The sequence below is a fragment of the Arthrobacter sp. H41 genome (assembly GCF_000520535.1).
Taxonomy (GTDB): Bacteria; Actinomycetota; Actinomycetes; order Actinomycetales; family Micrococcaceae; genus Arthrobacter_D.
Map to the genome: position 1 here is coordinate 1769 of NZ_KI914778.1, position 16962 is coordinate 18730.

Annotated in this window: 17 protein-coding genes; 3 read left to right on the top strand and 14 right to left on the bottom strand. The window is 65.8% G+C overall.

The window, feature by feature from the left end; all coding sequences use genetic code 11:
• Together Y705_RS17595 and Y705_RS0105090 are read left to right on the top strand one after the other, a co-directional pair.
• On the top strand, positions 1-443 hold a 443-nt coding region (locus Y705_RS17595), incomplete at its 5' end, for a VIT1/CCC1 transporter family protein (protein WP_173401055.1).
• Between the two features lie 38 nt (positions 444-481).
• Positions 482-1456 (top strand): aminoglycoside phosphotransferase family protein, encoded by a 975-nt coding sequence (locus tag Y705_RS0105090; protein ID WP_275450800.1) that lies wholly within the window; start codon positions 482-484, stop codon positions 1454-1456.
• Positions 1457-1474: 18 nt separating this feature from the next.
• Here Y705_RS0105090 and Y705_RS0105095 read toward each other — a convergent pair whose 3' ends face one another.
• From Y705_RS0105095 to dxr, 9 genes are all read right to left on the bottom strand, one after another.
• Positions 1475-2281 carry a sulfite exporter TauE/SafE family protein gene (locus tag Y705_RS0105095; protein WP_026532065.1) on the bottom strand — a complete coding sequence of 269 codons (807 nt, stop codon included), beginning with the start codon at positions 2279-2281 and terminating at the stop codon, positions 1475-1477.
• 5 nt (positions 2282-2286) lie between these two features.
• Complete coding sequence (locus Y705_RS0105100) at positions 2287-4086, bottom strand: proline--tRNA ligase (RefSeq protein WP_026532066.1); 1800 nt, start codon at positions 4084-4086, stop codon at positions 2287-2289.
• A gap of 220 nt (positions 4087-4306) precedes the next feature.
• Entirely contained in the window at positions 4307-5311 is a 1005-nt protein-coding gene (locus Y705_RS0105105; protein ID WP_026532067.1) for a GNAT family N-acetyltransferase, read from the bottom strand.
• Entirely contained in the window at positions 5265-6431 is a 1167-nt protein-coding gene (gene ispG / locus Y705_RS0105110) for a flavodoxin-dependent (E)-4-hydroxy-3-methylbut-2-enyl-diphosphate synthase (protein WP_026532068.1), read from the bottom strand. Before ispG ends, Y705_RS0105105 begins: the two co-directional genes overlap by 47 nt.
• A 77-nt stretch (positions 6432-6508) precedes the next feature.
• On the bottom strand, positions 6509-6799 hold the full coding sequence (locus Y705_RS0105115) for a YciI family protein (protein ID WP_026532069.1): 291 nt from the start codon (positions 6797-6799) through the stop codon (positions 6509-6511).
• A gap of 17 nt (positions 6800-6816) precedes the next feature.
• Positions 6817-7257 carry a hypothetical protein gene (locus tag Y705_RS0105120; protein WP_026532070.1) on the bottom strand — a complete coding sequence of 147 codons (441 nt, stop codon included), beginning with the start codon at positions 7255-7257 and terminating at the stop codon, positions 6817-6819.
• A complete protein-coding gene (locus Y705_RS0105125; protein WP_026532071.1) occupies positions 7257-7898 on the bottom strand; it encodes a MarR family transcriptional regulator in 642 nt (213 codons plus the stop codon). Before Y705_RS0105125 ends, Y705_RS0105120 begins: the two co-directional genes overlap by 1 nt.
• 63 nt (positions 7899-7961) lie before the next feature.
• The gene (locus Y705_RS0105130; RefSeq protein WP_026532072.1) at positions 7962-9308 is read right to left on the bottom strand and encodes a M50 family metallopeptidase; all 1347 of its coding nucleotides are present in this window, start codon (positions 9306-9308) and stop codon (positions 7962-7964) included.
• A gap of 11 nt (positions 9309-9319) precedes the next feature.
• Complete coding sequence (gene dxr / locus Y705_RS0105135; RefSeq protein ID WP_026532073.1) at positions 9320-10594, bottom strand: 1-deoxy-D-xylulose-5-phosphate reductoisomerase; 1275 nt, start codon at positions 10592-10594, stop codon at positions 9320-9322.
• Positions 10595-10818: 224 nt separating this feature from the next.
• Here dxr and Y705_RS17600 point away from each other — a divergent pair, with 224 nt between their 5' ends.
• On the top strand, positions 10819-12453 hold the full coding sequence (locus Y705_RS17600) for a DUF222 domain-containing protein (RefSeq protein ID WP_049822311.1): 1635 nt from the start codon (positions 10819-10821) through the stop codon (positions 12451-12453).
• Between the two features lie 142 nt (positions 12454-12595).
• Here Y705_RS17600 and Y705_RS0105145 read toward each other — a convergent pair whose 3' ends face one another.
• The 5 genes from Y705_RS0105145 to Y705_RS0105165 form a co-directional block, all read right to left on the bottom strand.
• Positions 12596-13417, bottom strand: coding sequence for an HpcH/HpaI aldolase/citrate lyase family protein (locus Y705_RS0105145; protein WP_026532074.1), 822 nt, complete (start codon positions 13415-13417; stop codon positions 12596-12598).
• Complete coding sequence (locus Y705_RS0105150) at positions 13410-13901, bottom strand: MaoC family dehydratase (RefSeq protein WP_049822331.1); 492 nt, start codon at positions 13899-13901, stop codon at positions 13410-13412. The genes Y705_RS0105145 and Y705_RS0105150 overlap by 8 nt, the downstream gene beginning before the upstream one ends.
• A 166-nt stretch (positions 13902-14067) precedes the next feature.
• Complete coding sequence (locus Y705_RS17605) at positions 14068-14757, bottom strand: CoA transferase subunit B (protein ID WP_049822312.1); 690 nt, start codon at positions 14755-14757, stop codon at positions 14068-14070.
• 3 nt (positions 14758-14760) lie between these two features.
• The gene (locus tag Y705_RS0105160) at positions 14761-15600 is read right to left on the bottom strand and encodes a CoA transferase subunit A (protein WP_026532076.1); all 840 of its coding nucleotides are present in this window, start codon (positions 15598-15600) and stop codon (positions 14761-14763) included.
• A 49-nt stretch (positions 15601-15649) separates the two neighbouring features.
• The gene (locus Y705_RS0105165; RefSeq protein WP_026532077.1) at positions 15650-16825 is read right to left on the bottom strand and encodes an acyl-CoA dehydrogenase family protein; all 1176 of its coding nucleotides are present in this window, start codon (positions 16823-16825) and stop codon (positions 15650-15652) included.
• Positions 16826-16962 lie beyond the last annotated feature (137 nt).

Below are 16962 nucleotides of genomic sequence, written 5' to 3' on the forward strand. Positions count from 1 at the left end.
AGGAACTGCTGGACGAGCCGGAGGAGGAACTGCGGGAGCTCGCCGGCCTGTACGAGGCGAAGGGACTGAGCGCCGAGACGGCGATGACCGTGGCGGTGGAGCTCACCCGCAACGACGCCCTCGGTGCCCACCTCGATGTGGAGCTGGGAATCACCGAGGACGACGTCGTCAGCCCGTGGCATGCCGCGTTCGCGTCGGCCGCCGCTTTCACCGTCGGCGGCATCCTCCCGCTCCTTGCCATCCTGCTGCCGCCCCCCGGAGCCCGGGTCCCTGTGACCTTCGTTGCAGTACTGCTGGCCCTCGCCCTCACCGGAAGCGTAGGTGCCCGGATAGGTGGCAGCCCGAAGCGCCGCGCGGCGGCGCGCGTCGTCGTGGGTGGGTTCGTCGCGCTCCTCGCAACCTTCCTCATCGGCAACCTGCTCGGCGCGACAGGAGTGGTGTAGCCATCGATTCCTCGGGCCTCGAGCTTCCTTCCGCACTGATCCGCTCGGCGCTCACGCTTCCCGGCGGACGGAAGTGGCTTGAGGACTGGAGCTCCATCCTCACCGGGTACCTCGCGCTGTGGGACCTCGCGCTCGACCTCCCGCCCGGCGAACAGCCGTGGGCGGGGCAGTGCGGCGTCGTCATTCCGGTGCTCGAGCATTCGGGCCGCAAGGCCGTCCTGAAGATCACACTGCCGCACGACGAGGCGCTGCCGGAGCCCGACGCACTCGAGCTGTGGGAAGGCCACGGTGCGGTGCGCCTACTGCGGGCGGACCGCTCGGCGTACGTCCTGCTGCTGGAGCGGCTCGACGGCAACACCTCACTTGCCTCCGTGCCGCTGGAGGAAACCACGGAAGTGTGGGGTGCGCTCGTGCGGCGCCTCGCCCTCGTTCCGGATGACCGGGCTTCCTGGGCTGCAGTGCCGCTGCTCGCAGCGGACGCCGAAACGTGGACCGATACCCTGCCCGCCGACTGGGAGTTGCTCGGCAGGCCCTTTCCGCGATGGCTGTTGGAACACGCGCTGATCACCTGCCAGCAGCGCGGCATCGTGGGCCGGCGGGCGGAGGCCGATGTGCTGGTCCACGCTGACCTCCACTACTTCAACATCCTTCGCTCGGATGCCGGGCAGGCGGCGTTCCAGCACGACGGCGGATGGAAGGCGATCGATCCGAAGCCCGTCCTCGGCGACGCCGAATACGGCGTCGCGCCCATGCTGGAGAACAGGATTCCTGACCTGGATGCCGCGCACCCCTCGGCGCACCTGCGGCGCAGGTGCACTGCCCTGGCCGGCGCCGCGGGGCTGGACCCGGAACTCGCGCGCGACTGGAGCGTGGTCCGCCAGGTGCGCAATGCGCTGCACTACCTGGGAGAGGGCGGCAAGGATCAGGCCGAACGGTCCCTCTGGGTGGCGAGTTCCCTGCTGGGACGCACCCTGCCCGGACTGCCGCCCGCGGCTGAGCTGGCGGGCTTCTGACCGGCCGCCAGGAACCTCCTACTGCGTGACCGGACGGATGTTCTCGATCCAGACGTCGTAGCCGAGTTTGAGGATCAACGCACCCACCACGCACAGGAACACGGTGCGGATGAAGCGGCTTCCTTGGGAGATCGCCATGCGGGAACCGAGGTAGCCGCCTCCCATGTTGGCGACACCCAGCACGAGTCCCAACCCCCACAGGAGCGCCCCGGAGGGAAGGAAGAACATCAGCGCGCCGAAATTGGTGGCCATGTTCACGATCTTCGCCTTCGCGCTTGCGCCGAGGAAACTGTAGCCGAGCATCGTCACCATCGCGATGATGAGGAAGGACCCGGTGCCCGGACCGATGAGGCCGTCGTAGAAACCGATGACCAGCCCGATGGCCCCGGCCGTGCCGTGGTGCCGGTGGCCGGTGTACTTCAGCCGGGTCAGGGTTCCCACCGTCGGCCGGAACGCCGTGAAGATGGCGACGGCGATGAGCGCGACGACGATGATGGGCTTGAAGACCGACGCCGGCAACGAGGACGCGACGATCGCCCCGGCGAAGCTCCCCGCAAGGGCGATCAGCGCCATGGGAACGGCAGTCCGGAGGTCCGGATGCGCGCGTCGATAGAAAGTGACTGCGCTGGTGGTCGTGCCGAAGATCGACCCCATCTTGTTGGTCGCCAGGGCCTCCACCGGGGTGATGCCGGGCACCAGCAGCATGGCCGGCAGCTGCAGCAGCCCACCGCCGCCCACCACGGCGTCGACCCAACCTGCGGCGAATCCGGCGACCACCACGAGGAGAATCGTGGCAAGCTGGATCTCCTCGAGGCCCGACGCCACCGACTTCAGCCCTGGACGAGAGCGCGGATGAACTCCGCAGCTTCTGCGACAGGGACGTTCTGCGCCTCCCCGGTGCGGCGGTCCTTGACCTCGACCACGCCGTCCGCCAGTCCCCGCCCGACGACGACGATCGTGGGAATGCCGATCAGCTCGGCGTCACCGAACTTGACCCCCGGTGAGACCTTCGGGCGGTCGTCGTACATCACGTCGAGGGCGGAATTCTCGAGTTGTTTCACCAGCTCCTCAGCCGCCTCGAACACCTCGGTCCCCTTGCCGGTGGCGATCAGGTGGACGTCGGCGGGAGCGACATTGCGGGGCCAGATAATGCCCTTCTCGTCGCGGTTCGACTCGGCGAGGGCGGCAATGGCGCGGGTGACTCCCACTCCGTACGAACCCATGGTCACGGTGGCGAGCTTGCCGTTCCGATCGAGCACCTTCAGCCCCAGTGCCTCCGCGTACTTGCGTCCCAGCTGGAAGATGTGGCCCATCTCGATCCCGCGTGCGGCGATGAGTGGTCCGGATCCGTCGGGTGCCTCGTCCCCCTCGCGCACCTCGACGGCCTCGATGACTCCGTCCCAGCCGAAGTCGCGTCCGGCCACCAGACCGAAGACGTGGGCGCCGGCGACATTGGCGCCCGTGATCCAGCTGGTACCCGTCACCACGCGGGGGTCGACGAGGTAACGGATGCCGGTGGAGCCCTCGGCGCCGAGTACCGGAGCGCTGAGCGAGATCCCGGGGCCGATGTACCCCTTGACCAGGCCGGGGTGCTTGCGAATGTCGTCCTCATTGGCCGGCTCGACGGCGACTTCTCCCCCGGCGTCGAGGTGTCCGGCGATGTTGGCCTCGATCCTCTTGAGGTCCACGGTGCGGTCTCCCGGCAGGCCGATCACCACGAGTTCACGGCCACCCGTCGGCAGGACCGCGGCGAGCACCACGTTCTTGAGGGTGTCGGCCGCCGTCCACTGCCGGTCCTCACGGGAAGCATCAGCATTGGCACGCTCCACCAGGGTGTCGATCGTCGGCGTGTTCGGTGTGTCGCGAACCTCGGCGGCGGGCGAACCGGTGTAGTCGATCGCGGCAGGGACCACCGTGGTGACGGCTTCGACGTTAGCCGTGTAGCCGCCCGCCGAGCGGACGAAGGTATCCTCGCCGATCTCCGTGGGATGGAGGAATTCCTCGCTCTTGGAGCCGCCCATGGCGCCGGCCGTCGCAGCGACGGGAATCACGTCGAGTCCGAGGCGCTCGAAGATGCGCAGGTACGCCGTGCGGTGGAGCTGGTAGCTGGTCTCGAGGCCGTCGTCGTCGACGTCGAAGGAGTAGGAGTCCTTCATGATGAACTCGCGTCCCCGCAGCAGGCCCGCGCGGGGGCGTGCCTCATCCCGGTACTTGTTCTGGATCTGGTACAGGCTCACGGGGAGGTCCTTGTACGAGTTGTAAAGGTCCTTGACCAGGAGGGTGAACATCTCCTCATGGGTGGGTGCGAGGAGGTAGTCGGCGCCCTTGCGGTCCTTGAGCCGGAAGATCCCGTCGCCGTATTCGGTCCAGCGGTTGGTGGCTTCGTAGGGTTCCTTGGGCAGCAGTGCCGGAAAATGCACTTCCTGCGCGCCGATGGCAGCCATCTCCTCGCGGATGATCGCCTCCACCTTTGCGAGGACGCGGAGCCCCAACGGGAGCCAGCTGTAGATCCCCGGCGCCGCCCGGCGGATGTAACCGGCGCGGACGAGGAGCCGGTGGCTTGCCACTTCTGCATCGGCGGGGTCTTCGCGCAGTGTGCGCAGGAACAGGGTGGAGAGTCGTAAGACCACGCAGGGCATCCGTTTCGTTCGAACCGTCCTGCCCGTCAGGGGCAGGAAACAAGCAGGGGCAGGAAACAACATCTACCAATCTAGCGGTTCGGATGTTGCCTGGCTGACAGGCGGAGCTTCGGGATTCCCCGCCGCGGGATGCCGCAACACCAGCGCGGAATAGCGGCGGACCCGCTGAACGACCCGGCGCGTACTCCCCGGGACATACCCGGACGTGCCTCTAGAACAGGACGGTCGAGAACGTTCCGGCCTGCGTGAAGCCCACACTCCGATAGGAGGCAAGTGCCCTCGCGTTGTAGGAGTTGACGTACAGGCTCACGGTCGGGGCGAGGGACCTCGCGGCAGCCACGACGCCGGCCATGTAGCCGGCGCTCAGGCCCTGCCCCCGCCGGTCGGGATCCAGCCAGACGCCTTGTACCTGGACGGCCTGCGAGGACACAGTGCCCAGCTCGGCCTTGAAGATCACCGAGCCGTCGTCGTCGAACGCTGCAAGCGAGTGCTTGCGCGTGATCAGTGAGGCGACCCGGCGCCGGTAGTGCTCGGACCCGCCGATGTAGGGCGAATAGCCGACCTCCTCCTCGAACATCGCAGCACAGGCCGGCAGCAGGGCGTCCAGTTCGCCCGGTCGAGTGAAGCGGAGATCGGCTGCCGGCGCAAGAAGCGGCTCGGTGTCGATGGTGAGCAGCGGCTGGTTGGGCCGGACATCGAAGGGCTCGGCGCTGTAGTCCTCGAAGGTGGACCAGATGCCCATTACCCCGGCCGAGGGACCGAAGATCGAGGAGAACGTCCTGCCTGCACGCCCCAGGTGATGACCGAAGACAGGAGCTGTTTCCTCGTTCACCCCGACGGGCACCAGATTGACGCCCGCCCAGCACGCGGCCACCAACTCGCCGCCGGAACCGTCACTGTCGGAATTGACACCGCCGGTGCTGTGACTGTCGGAACCGTCACCGCCGGAACCGTCACTGTCGGAACTGACACCGCCGGTGCTGTGGCTGTCGAACATGCCGACGATCTCTCCCCCGGAGAAGGAGGCGGCGGCACTGCCCATGGTCTCGAGGTGGGCCGCCACGAAGACATTGGCGACGGCGTCCCGGTTGACCAGTGCCCACAGCGCGGCGGTATCGTCCTTGCCGAGCACGCGGAAGGTCCACCGCCCGGGGAGATCCGCGGGCGCTTTAGCTAACGGTAACCATGGGGCCACCCGAGCCAGCAGCTTCGCCATCGGCCTCCCCCATCTCCTCTGCGAGCCTCATTGCTTCTTCGATGAGTGTCTCGACGATCTGATCCTCAGGAACAGTCTTGATGACTTCCCCCCGGACGAAAATCTGCCCCTTGCCGTTGCCGGACGCGACACCGAGGTCGGCTTCCCTCGCTTCACCGGGGCCGTTGACCACACAGCCCATCACTGCGACGCGCAGGGGGACCTCCATCCCTTCAAGGCCGGCGGTGACCTCTTCGGCGAGGGTGTACACGTCGACCTGGGCGCGGCCGCAGGACGGGCAGGACACGATCTCGAGCTTGCGTGGGCGCAGGTTCAATGACTGGAGGATCTGGTTGCCGACCTTGATCTCCTCGACCGGCGGTGCCGAGAGGGAAACGCGAATCGTGTCGCCGATTCCCTTTGACAGGAGAGCACCGAACGCGGTGGCCGATTTGATGGTGCCCTGGAAGGCCGGACCGGCTTCTGTCACGCCGAGGTGAAGGGGCCAGTCGCCCCGCTCGGCGAGCAGTTCGTAGGCCCGCACCATGATCACGGGGTCGTTGTGCTTGACCGAGATCTTGAAATCGTGGAAGTCATGCTCCTCGAACAGTGAGGCTTCCCAGACGGCGGATTCGACCAGGGCTTCCGGGGTGGCTTTGCCATACTTCTCCATGAGCCGCGGGTCGAGTGAACCGGCGTTGACGCCGATCCGGATCGAGGTTCCCGCAGCCTTTGCCGCTGCGGCGATCTGCTTGACCTGGTCGTCGAACTTGCGGATGTTCCCCGGGTTGACGCGGACGGCTGCACATCCGGCGTCGATCGCCGCGTAGACATATTTGGGCTGGAAGTGGATATCGGCGATCACCGGGATCTGCGACTTCTTCGCGATGATCGGGAGGGCCGCCGCGTCATCGGCCGAGGGGCATGCCACCCGCACGATATCGCAGCCGGTGGCCGTGAGTTCGGCGATCTGCTGGAGGGTCGCGTTGATGTCGGTGGTGGGCGTGGTGGTCATCGACTGGATGCTGACGGGGAAGTCGGATCCGACTCCCACCGAGCCGACCTTGATCTGGCGGGTCTTGCGCCGTGGTGCGAGCACGGGTGGCGGTGCGGCAGGCATTCCTAGGTTGACCGAAGTCAAAGCATCCTCCATGGTGGCGGCGCATGCCGCACGTCAGTACATCTACTCTTTTTCATTATCCACCAGCAGGCCAGGGGTTACACGAGGTGGTTGAAAGCTCCCATAACGGGCTTCCACTCGGTGGTCTTGACGGCCGAGATGACACCGGCGCGGGCGAAAGGGTCCTGGCTGACCAGGGAGTGGAGATCATTCTCGGTGTCCGCAGTGAAGATGAGGAGCGCTCCCGTTCCATCGCTGAACGGTCCTGAGGCAAGGACCCTGCCCTGCTCCACAAGGGTTCCCAGCCATTCGCGGTGCGAGGGGCGGTGCTCCTCCCGCACATCGTTCTGGTCGGGGCTGTACACGTATTCAACTGCGAAAACACTCATGGGGCCAGCCTACGTGATCAGAGCAGGTAAGTTGTCGCCACAATGGCCGTGCCCGCCCCCCAGAGCATTGAGGTAAGGGTGCCGATGATAAAACGTTCCGCCGCGGCGGGAGTCTCCTTCAACTCGGCGTAGCGCCCAAGGCCCTTGATGGCCACCACGTAGGCAATCGCCACCGGCTCACCCGTTAGGACGGCGGTAGCGACGGCGAGCCGTTCGAGGACACCGATCACCAGACCGCCCCGCAGGACACCGGCGGGCAGGGGCGGCACCAGCCGGGCGACGTCCTCCGGATCGGGAACGGGGAATTCGCGCTGGGGTTGGTCGGCTGGATCGAGCGGTTCCTCACGGAGTGCCTGCTGGGCGTCGACGGTGCGCGCAAGACGGAGGACGAAGGTGGTGACCGGCCACCCGGCTCCCCCTGCGACGACGAGGGTGAGGATGATCCAGAGCGGTTCCATCAATCCTCCTGGCGCGGTGCTGGTTCTCGGCCAGCCGGCGGTGAGTCGGCCGGCGGTGAGTCGGCCCAGGACAACAGTAGTGCGGCTGCCGGCCTCGCAGCCCATTCCTCCACCCACGCGGAACGCGCAACGGCCTTGCTGACGGCCTGGGGCGTGATGCCGAGCTCCCTGGCGACGGCGGTCTGGCTTCCACGTCTGCCGGGTTCCAGCCGGTCGAGGATGCGCCACTCCGCCGTCGAGCGGTTCAGGACGGAGCGTCCCAGCAGGGCAAGGACGGCCTCGGCTTCAGCCGACCCAGGGGGCCCCTCGACGGCCACGGGCGCGCGTTCCCCCGTCTTCTTCGCCCGCTCGACGGCAGTGCGGGCCGCCACGAAGGCGCTGCCCCGCGCCTCCCGGGGACTCACGGGATACGGCCGCTCGATATCACCGATGCCGACGCCGACGTACCAGTGCCCCTGCCGCAGACAGAGCAGGACGGCCTCCACGACGGCGTCGGGAGATTCGAGGACGCCCTGCGCCTCGTCTCCGACCGAGCGTTCGAAGCCCACAGTAGCGGGCACGTGTCGCAGGAGCCGCAGGAGTTCCGGAACGAGGTCGGGGTTACGTCGGCTCGCGGCCTGGTCGATAGTGAGAGCGAACATTCATCAACCGTAAACGGCTGATAACTAAATTTCAACCAATTCAGCTTTAGTTCTTGAATTCAACTAGCCGAACAGGTCCACCGGTTTGACGATGTCCGCATAGATCAGCAGGACACCCATCCCGAGCAGCAGCACCGCCACCGCATAGGTAAGGGGAAGCAGCTTGGCCATATCGAACGGGCCGGGATCCGGGCGCCTGAAGACGCGCGCCACGGTGCGGCGAAGCCCCTCCCAGAGGGCGCCGGCAATGTGGCCTCCGTCCAGGGGAAGAAGGGGGATCAGGTTGAAGACGAACAGCGCCAGGTTCACGCCGCCCACGAGCCCCACCAGGGTTGCCACCCGGGCATCGAACGGCACTTCCTCCATCGCGGACACCTCACCGGCGATGCGGCCCACGCCTACTACGCTGATGGGCCCTTCAGGGTCGCGGGGAGCATCCGAGAAGGCAGCCTGCCCCACCTCCACCACACGCTGCGGCAGGTTCACCACTACACCCGCGACCCTCACCAGGGAGTCCCACACCGCCGGCATCACCTCGCCGGCGGGCTGCGGAACCAACTCCTGGGTGGATCCGACTCCGATGAACCCCACCTCCTGAGTCACCTGGTTGCCGTCGGCGTCAAGCTGCGCGGCGCCGTCGTCCCCTGCGACCGGCCGCTCGGTCAGGAGCGGCGTGATGGTGGACTCAACCGAGGATCCGTTCCGCTCGTAGGTGATCGAAACCTCACGTCCTGCGGCTTCCCGGATCCAGCTGGACAGCTCCTCCCAACTGGTGACTTCCCTGCCGTCGAAGGAGGTGACGCGGTCACCCGGCTGGAGTCCGGCCTCGAAAGCAGGCGCGGCGGGATCGCCCTCGGAGCAGTCCGTCTGCCCGGTCTCAGCCTGCTGGCTCGCCGGGACAACGCACTTATAGACTTCGGAGACCGTGGTGGTTGCCTGCGCCGAACCGAACCCCATGATCAGCACCGCGAACAGCACGATCCCGATGAGCAGGTTCATGAGCGGTCCGCCCAGCATGATGATGATCCGCTTATGGATCGGCAGCTTATAGAACACCCGGTTCTCATCGCCCGGCCGGAGCTGCTCGGCGGCGGCCCGGCGTGCGTCATTGGTGAGCTGCTGGAACATGCCGGTGCTGGACTGCCGCACCGCGCCGTCGTCGCCCGTTCTCGCGGGAGGGAACATGCCGACCATGGAGACGTACCCGCCCAGCGGAATCGCTTTCAGGCCATACTCCGTCTCGCCCTTCCTACGGGAGAAGAACGTGGGGCCGAAACCCACCATGTACTGCGTCACGCGCACCTTGAACAGTTTGGCGGGCAGGAGGTGGCCTACCTCGTGGAGCGCTATCGACGCCGCGATACCCACGGCGACGAAGAATACCCCTCCGACAAAAAGCAGAATGGTCAAAGCGGTTCCTTCTATTCGGCGTACGTATCCAGCGGGTGTTCCTGCAGTCCACAACGAAGTCGTGCCGAGGCGCGTGCCCGCTGTTCGGCGTCGAGTACGTCGTGCAGTGTCGGCGTGCCCGGCTGGCCGTGCAGCGTCGGCGTGCCCGGCTGGAGTCCGGCTGGGCTGCCGGCCAGCTCCTCGACCACTGCGGCGACGGTGTCGACGATGTCATTGAATTTGATGATTCCGCTGTGAAAAGCCTCCACGGCCTCCTCATTGGCGGCGTTGTACACCGCCATGGCGGTGCCGCCGCTCAACGCCGCGGCCTTCGCCAGCCGGATGGCGGGGAAGGCGTCCTCATCGAGCGGTTCGAAGGTCCAGGACGACGCGGTCGACCAGTCGCAGGGTGCGGCCGAACCCGGCACCCGGAAGGGCCAGCCGATTCCGAGTGCGATCGGTAGCCGCATGTCCGGCGGCGATGCCTGGGCGATCGTGGATCCGTCGATGAACTGCACCATCGAGTGCACCACGGACTGCGGGTGGACGACGACATCGATGCGATTCAGCGGGATGTCGAACAACAGGTGCGCCTCGATGACTTCGAGGGCCTTGTTGACCATCGTTGCCGAGTTGGTGGTGACCACCCTGCCCATCGCCCAGGTGGGATGGGCAAGTGCCTGGGCGGAGGTCACGTTCACCAGTTCCTCCCGTGCCATTCCCCGGAAGGGGCCGCCCGATGCGGTGAGCACGAGTCGGTCCACCTCGTCTGCGCTGCCCGACCGCAGCGCCTGCGCGAGCGCGGAGTGCTCGGAATCCACCGGCACCAGCTGACCGGGTGCTGCTGCCTTGCGTACCAGTTCCCCGCCGGCGATGAGGGATTCCTTGTTGGCCAGGGCGAGCAGGTGCCCGGCGTCGAGGGCGGCCAGTGTCGGCGCCAGTCCGATCGAACCGGTGATGCCGTTGAGTACGACGTCGGCGTCCGGCCATGCGGCGAGACGTGACGCGGCGTCTGGCCCGGTAAGGACAGTGGGCGCGTAGCCCCGGACGCCGGCGTCGTCGGCCGCCGTCGCAATCGCCTGCTCGAGGTCCGTTTCAGTGCCGGTGGCGGCGCCGACTGCCGCAGCACGGCTAGACACGGCCTGCTTGGCGAGCAGGTGGAGGTTCCCGCCACCGGAGGCAAGGGCCACGACGCTGAACCGGTGGGGCGCCTGCGCGATGACGTCGAGTGCCTGGGTACCGATGGAGCCGGTGGACCCGAGGATGACGACGCGGCGGTGCTCTCGGGAAGGAGCGCTGAAGTCCATGGCCCAAGTATCCCGCACCGGTTGCGGGGGCAGAAACGCACTGTGGGGCGGGATGGAACTGCTGGCGAGGAGTTGTGGCTGTTGGTCCTGAATCGCGGCTCCTGCGCAGTGTCGCTGGGCGGTGCCGCCTCTGCCGGGGGAAACGTCCCTCACCGCACGATCAACTTCCTCCCTGGCCCACAAATTGAGGAAAAAATGTCAGTGGCAGGTGAAAGGGTGTCTGTATGACAAGTCGAGCAGGAGAGCCGATACCCGACTCCTCCGGTGCGTCCACTCCCGAGGTGAAGCCCGGGCTGAGCGGGGCCATCGCACTCCTCTCCGTCGAATCCCTCGATGCCCCGAGCCTGACCGCCGCGTTGGCCAGACTCGGCACCCTGGTCGCGTGGGCGCAGGCCGGACAGGCCGAGGTCATGCATCTGCTGGAGGAGCGCTTCCAGGAGGAGATGCGGCACAACGGTCTCGCGGCGAAGGCGGAACAGCGCGGTCGGCCGGAATCCGGATCATCGACCTCATCGGAGGATCCGGTGGCGGGCGCTGCTGCCGGCCCGTTCACGGAACCATCAGGTGGTGCGGCGGGTGAGGTAATACCTGATGAGTCAGGGCCAGGGGTGCGGATGTGCGATACAGCCTACCTGCGTCGACTGAGGCGGGCCGACGAGGAACTGGCCGAAAGCCTCACTGCTACCGAGATTGCATGTGCCCTCTCGCTTTCGGAGCGCACCGCCCTGACTCTTCTCCGCGAGAGCCATGCACTCTGCGGGGACTTTCCCGGTACCTTTCTGGCCCTGCGCAACGGTGTCATCACCTATCACCATGCCTCGGCGATCCTCGAACAAGCGGACGGCATTGTGCCTTCGGCACGCAAGGACTTCGAGGACTGTCTACTGGCCGCAGCACCAGGACGAACGCGGGCCCAGCTCGCGCGGCTCGGCCGGCGTGAACGGGAGCGGCACCATCCGGAATCGATTGTGGTGCGCCAGGGAAAGGCTGCTGCCGACCGTCGCGTCGAGCTGGCTCCTGAGAAGGACGGGATGTGTTGGCTCTCGGCCTTCCTTCCCGCTGAAACGGCTCTCGGAGTCTTCGGGATGGTGACAGGTCTGGCGAAGTCGGTGCAGGGCCCTGATGAACCGCGCACCCTCACCCAGTTGCGGGCTGACGTCCTGGTGGATCTGCTGACCGGCTTTGAACCAAAAGCCCAGGCGGGTTGCGAATCCCGCTCGGAGGGAGTTTCGGACGTGCCTCCGCTGCCGTCCGGTCAGAAGATCGCGACCACTGACGTCCTCGTGACGATGGACGTGCAGACTCTCCTGGGACTCGCCGAGAACCCCGCGCAGTTGGAAGGCTACGGCCCTATCAGCCCGGTCTCTGCGAGGGAACTTACCGCTGTCAGCAAGCACTTCATTCCCCTGCTCGTGGACAAGAACCAGAATGTGCTGGCCATGGGACGGAACGCGCGGCTACCGTCCACGCTCCTCAGGCGCTGGGTACGTTTCCGCGACGAGACCTGCAGATTCCCCGGTTGCAGCCGCGCCGCTCCGCGTTGCGAAGTGGATCACAGTGTTCCCTGGTCACAGGGTGGCGCCACGGACCACCGGAACCTGTCCTCTTTGTGCGCCAAACACCACCGGTTCAAGTCCATCACCTCATGGAACCTCACCGACAATGCGTCGGGCGTTCTCTCCTGGACGTCACCGGCCCACCGCACCTATGTCACGTACCCCGCCCATTCACTGAAGCATGGTGCAACGGCACCCTTGACGACCACTCCGCTGAACAGTCCGGTTCCGCCAAACAGTCCGGTGAAAGGCGCGAGCAAGGATGCGGCCGAAGCACTCGCTGCCGATCCCGCGCCGTTCTAGGAAGGGACCTGCTCGGAACGCTTCTGCGGTTCGCCCGGCCCGTAGCCAACCTGGTCGGCGCCTGTCCCGGCCACCGGTTCACCGGTTCACCGCATCACCGCATCACCGCATCACCGCATCACCGCATCACCGGTCGACAATGCTATTTTTCGACCCGCTCCACCATCCGCCGCGCATGCCGCAGTATCGGCTCGTCGATCATCCGGCCCCGGAACTGGAATACACCACCCTGGCTTTCGGCCTCCTGCAGAAGTTCGCGGGCATATTCAGCATCGACGTCACTCGGGGCATAGGCCCTCCGGACCACATCGGCCTGGCTCGGATGGATACACGCCTTCGCGCTGAATCCTGACGCTGCGGCATCGTCAGCCTCGTTGGCGAGGCCGGCGAGGTCACCGATGGCGACATAGACAGCATCAATCGATCCAATTCCGGCCGCACCGGCGGCGAGGAGCACCTGCGATCGCGCATGCATGGCAACGGCACGGTACCCACCGGCCTCATCCCGGCTCGAGGTACCGCCCAGGGAAGCAACCAGGTCCTCTGCCCCCCACATCAGCCCGAGCACACCGCGCTCACGGGCAATATCAACAGCATTGACCACGCCTGCTGCAGTTTCACAGAGCGCGATCACCGAACACCCGTCAATTTGGGCTACCACCTGCTGCACGTCGTACGGTGACTCCACCTTGGCGAGCATCACTGTCCGGTAGCGGGTACGGTTCACGGCGTCGCAATCGGCAACGAAATCGGGACTGCCCGCCGGGTTGATCCGAACCACAGTTTGGGCCGGATCGAGACTGCTGGCCACGAGCGCTGCTCGCGCCGCAGCTTTCTGCACAGGCGCGACGGCGTCCTCGAGATCGATGATGACGGAGTCGGCCCGCTGCTCAGCCTTGCTGAAGCGCTCCGGCCGATCCCCGGGACAGAACAGCAGGGAAGGTCCCAGCAGGAATTCATGCATCAGTTGGCTCTTTCTCCTGGGCCGCATGGCCCTCCTTCGACCACATGAGCACCGTCCGGCTTGCCCGCGCAACGACGTCGCCGTGCTGGTTCCGGCCGATATGCATCATCTTCACGACACCCTGGCCCGGTCTCGACGCCGAGGCACGGACCTCGAGGATCTCTGTTTCGGTGTACAAAGTGTCGCCGTGGAACAGCGGCTGAGGAAAAGCGACGTCGGTCAGGCCGAGTTGCGCCACGATCGTCCCCTGCGTCAGCTGTGACACCGACTGCCCCACCAGAACGGCGAGCGTCATCATCGAGTTGATCAGCCGCTGGCCGAATGGCTGTCTGGACGCCCAAGCGGCGTCGAGGTGAAGGGCCTGCGTGTTCATGGTCAGCGTGGTGAACAGAACGTTGTCGGCTTCGGTCAGCGTCCTGCCCGGTCGATGCGCATAGACCGTTCCGGCCTCGAGCTCACCGAAGTATCTGCCACGCTGTTCAATGACCGGCCGACCAGGGCCGTCGCGGAAACCTGCAGGGCCGTCGGAGGACCGCGCAGGTCCGTCGATTGAACCCGAAGTTTCGGAGAAGGACTGTGAACGCCGTGCAGCCTGTGCAGCCGTGCCTGCTGCCCGCTCACCCGGTCCGCCTGGCACTGCACCCGCCTCCTCAGGAACCAAGCTTCACCTCGAGCTGTGCATCGGACTGCCCGTCAAGCTGCACCTCGAGCCGCGCCCCCGTTGCGGCGAGAACTTCCTCAACGCTCACGCCCGGTGCCGTCTCCCGGAGGATCAACACGCCGCCGTCGCGCGAGGAATCGACGTCGATGACCGCGAGGTCGGTGATGATCCTGTCAACACACCCCTTGCCCGTCAGTGGCAGTGAGCACCGCTCCACGATTTTGGGCTTCCCCGACCGATCAGCGTGTTCCATCATGACGATCACGCGCTTCGCCCCGAACACCAGGTCCATGGCCCCGCCCATGCCCTTCACCATTTTGCCCGGAATCATCCAGTTGGCCAGATCGCCGTTGGCAGCGACCTCCATGGCTCCGAGCACCGCGACGTCCACGTGTCCGCCACGAATCATCCCGAAGGATGCTGCCGAGTCGAAGTAGGAGGCCCCCTTGTTCGCGGTGACGGTTTCCTTGCCGGCGTTGATCAGGTCCGGGTCGAGCTGGTCCTCAGTGGGGTACGGTCCGACGCCGAGGATCCCGTTCTCGGAGTGGAGCACCACCTCCACGGAGTCGGCGATGAAGTTGGGAATCAGGGTCGGCATCCCGATGCCGAGGTTGACGTACTGGCCGTTCTCCAGCTCGCGCGCTACGCGTGCCGCAAGTTCATTCCGCGTAAGTGCCATGATCTAGACCGCCTTCGCAGCGAGAGTTGATTCGGTTGAAGTGGACGTACGCCCGGAGGCCGAGGCTTCCGAAGTGGACGCACCGTCCGCGGCCGACAGCGCCACAGTACGCTTTTCAATCCGCTTCTCGATCGACGGCGCCAGCACCACCCGCTGGACAAAGATTCCCGGAATGTGGACGTGCTCGGGATCTAGCTCCCCCGGCTCCACCAATTCCTCCACTTCCGCAATCGTCACCCTGCCGGCCTGCGCACACAGCGGGTTGAAGTTCATGGCCGTCGCGTGAAAGACGAGGTTGCCATGGCGGTCACCCTTCCACGCGTGCACCAGCGCGAAATCGGGGGTCACCGATTCCTCAAGGACATAGTCGACGCCGTCGAAGTTCCGGACTTCCTTCGGCCGGGAGGCGAGTACCACGTTGCCGCCCTCGTCGTACCTCTGGGGCAGCCCGCCCTCACTCACCTGGGTGCCGACCCCCGCCGTCGTGAAGAACGCGGGGATTCCAGCGCCGCCCGCCCGCAGCTTCTCGGCAAGTGTCCCCTGGGGCGTCAGTTCCACCTCGAGCTCCCCCGACAGATACTGCCGCGCGAACTCCTTGTTCTCACCCACGTAGGAACTGATGGTCCGGCGGATGCGCCCCGCAGAGAGCAGCACTCCCAGTCCCCAGCCGTCCACCCCGCAGTTGTTGCTGATCGTCTCGAGCCCTGACGTGCCCTGCTCGTGGAGCGCTTCGATGAGTGCAGCCGGAACGCCGCACAGTCCAAAGCCTCCGACGGCGAGTGACGCCCCGTCCGGGATATCGGCAACGGCCTCGGCCGCGCTGTCAACAACTTTGTTGATCACTGCTTCTCCTTCTAGCTCGGGTAAATCTTCTGCGTCAGCTGTACCGGCCCTACAAGCCCAGTTCGCGGGCGATCAGCATCAGTTGCACCTCGGTGGTGCCTTCGCCGATTTCCAAGATCTTCGAGTCTCGGTAGTGCCGTGCCACTGCGAATTCGTTGATGAAGCCGTATCCACCGAAAATCTGCGTCGCGTCCCGCGCATTGTCCATGGCCGCCTCACCTGCGACCAGCTTAGCGATGGATGCCTCGGTCTTGAACGGCTTGCCGGCAAGCATGCGCGATGCGGCGTCGTAGTAGGCAAGCCGGGCGGTGTGGGCACGGGCCTGCATACGCGCGATCTTGAACTGGATGGACTGGTAGGTCCCGATGCTGTTGCCGAAGGCCTGGCGTTCCTTTGCATACTTCAGCGACTGCTCGACACAGCCCTGCGCCGCTCCCGTTGCGAGGGCGGCAATCGCTATGCGGCCCTCGTCGAGGATCTGGAGGAAGTTGGCATAACCGCGGCCCCGGACGCCCAGCAGGTTGGCCTCCGGCACCCGGACATCCTTGAGCGTGAGGGGATGGGTATCCGAGGCGTTCCAGCCCACCTTGTTGTACGCCTTTTCCGCCCGGAATCCGGGAGTGTCCGAGGGAACGAGGATCGTCGAGATTTCCTTTCTGACGCTTCCGTCCGGGCGCTCCGATGTCCCGGTCACAGCGGTGACCGTGACGAGGGAGGTGATGTCGGTGCCTGAGTTGGTGATGAATTCCTTGGTTCCGTTGAGAACCCACTCACTTCCACCGCCGCCGTCCTGGAGCACCGCGGTGGTCTTGGTGCCCGAGGCGTCGGATCCCGCTTCGGACTCGGTGAGCCCGAAGGCACCCAGCGCTGTGCCTGCAGCCAGGGACGGAAGCCACTGAAGCTTCTGGGCTTCGGTACCGAAGCGGTACACGGGCATCGCCCCGAGCGACACTCCCGCCTCCAGCGTGATCGCGACCGACTGGTCCACGCGGGCCAGCTGTTCGAGCGCGAGGCACAGCGCGAAGTAGTCTCCGCCCATTCCACCGTATTCCTCCGGAAACGGCAGTCCGAACAGCCCCATGGAGGCCATTTGCTTGACCACTTCGTAGGGAAAGCTGTGTTCTTCATCGTGGCGTGCCGAGACCGGGGCCACCACCTCATCCGCGAACTCGCGGACAGTGTCCACCAGGTCCTGGTATTCCTCGCTGAGTTCGAAATTCATGATGCAGGCACTTCCTTAGCTGTTGAGGTTGACATATCTGGTCCATTCACCGGCAGGGCATCCGGAACGTGGATGGTGGCGACCACCTGGTCGGCTTTGACGAGGTCGCCGGGCTTGAGGTTGAGATGAACGACGCCGGC

Bases quoted from the DNA above. Each gene is read 5' to 3' on its own strand.
- Y705_RS17600 (WP_049822311.1), top strand. From the start codon at position 10,819: ATGACAAGTCGAGCAGGAGAGCCGATACCCGACTCCTCCGGTGCGTCC.
- Y705_RS0105120 (WP_026532070.1), bottom strand. From the start codon at position 7,257: ATGGAACCGCTCTGGATCATCCTCACCCTCGTCGTCGCAGGGGGAGCC.
- Y705_RS0105145 (WP_026532074.1), bottom strand. From the start codon at position 13,417: ATGCATGAATTCCTGCTGGGACCTTCCCTGCTGTTCTGTCCCGGGGAT.
- dxr (WP_026532073.1), bottom strand. From the start codon at position 10,594: ATGGACTTCAGCGCTCCTTCCCGAGAGCACCGCCGCGTCGTCATCCTC.
- Y705_RS0105125 (WP_026532071.1), bottom strand. From the start codon at position 7,898: ATGTTCGCTCTCACTATCGACCAGGCCGCGAGCCGACGTAACCCCGAC.
- Y705_RS0105105 (WP_026532067.1), bottom strand. From the start codon at position 5,311: ATGGCGAAGCTGCTGGCTCGGGTGGCCCCATGGTTACCGTTAGCTAAA.
- Y705_RS0105115 (WP_026532069.1), bottom strand. From the start codon at position 6,799: ATGAGTGTTTTCGCAGTTGAATACGTGTACAGCCCCGACCAGAACGAT.
- Y705_RS17605 (WP_049822312.1), bottom strand. From the start codon at position 14,757: ATGGCACTTACGCGGAATGAACTTGCGGCACGCGTAGCGCGCGAGCTG.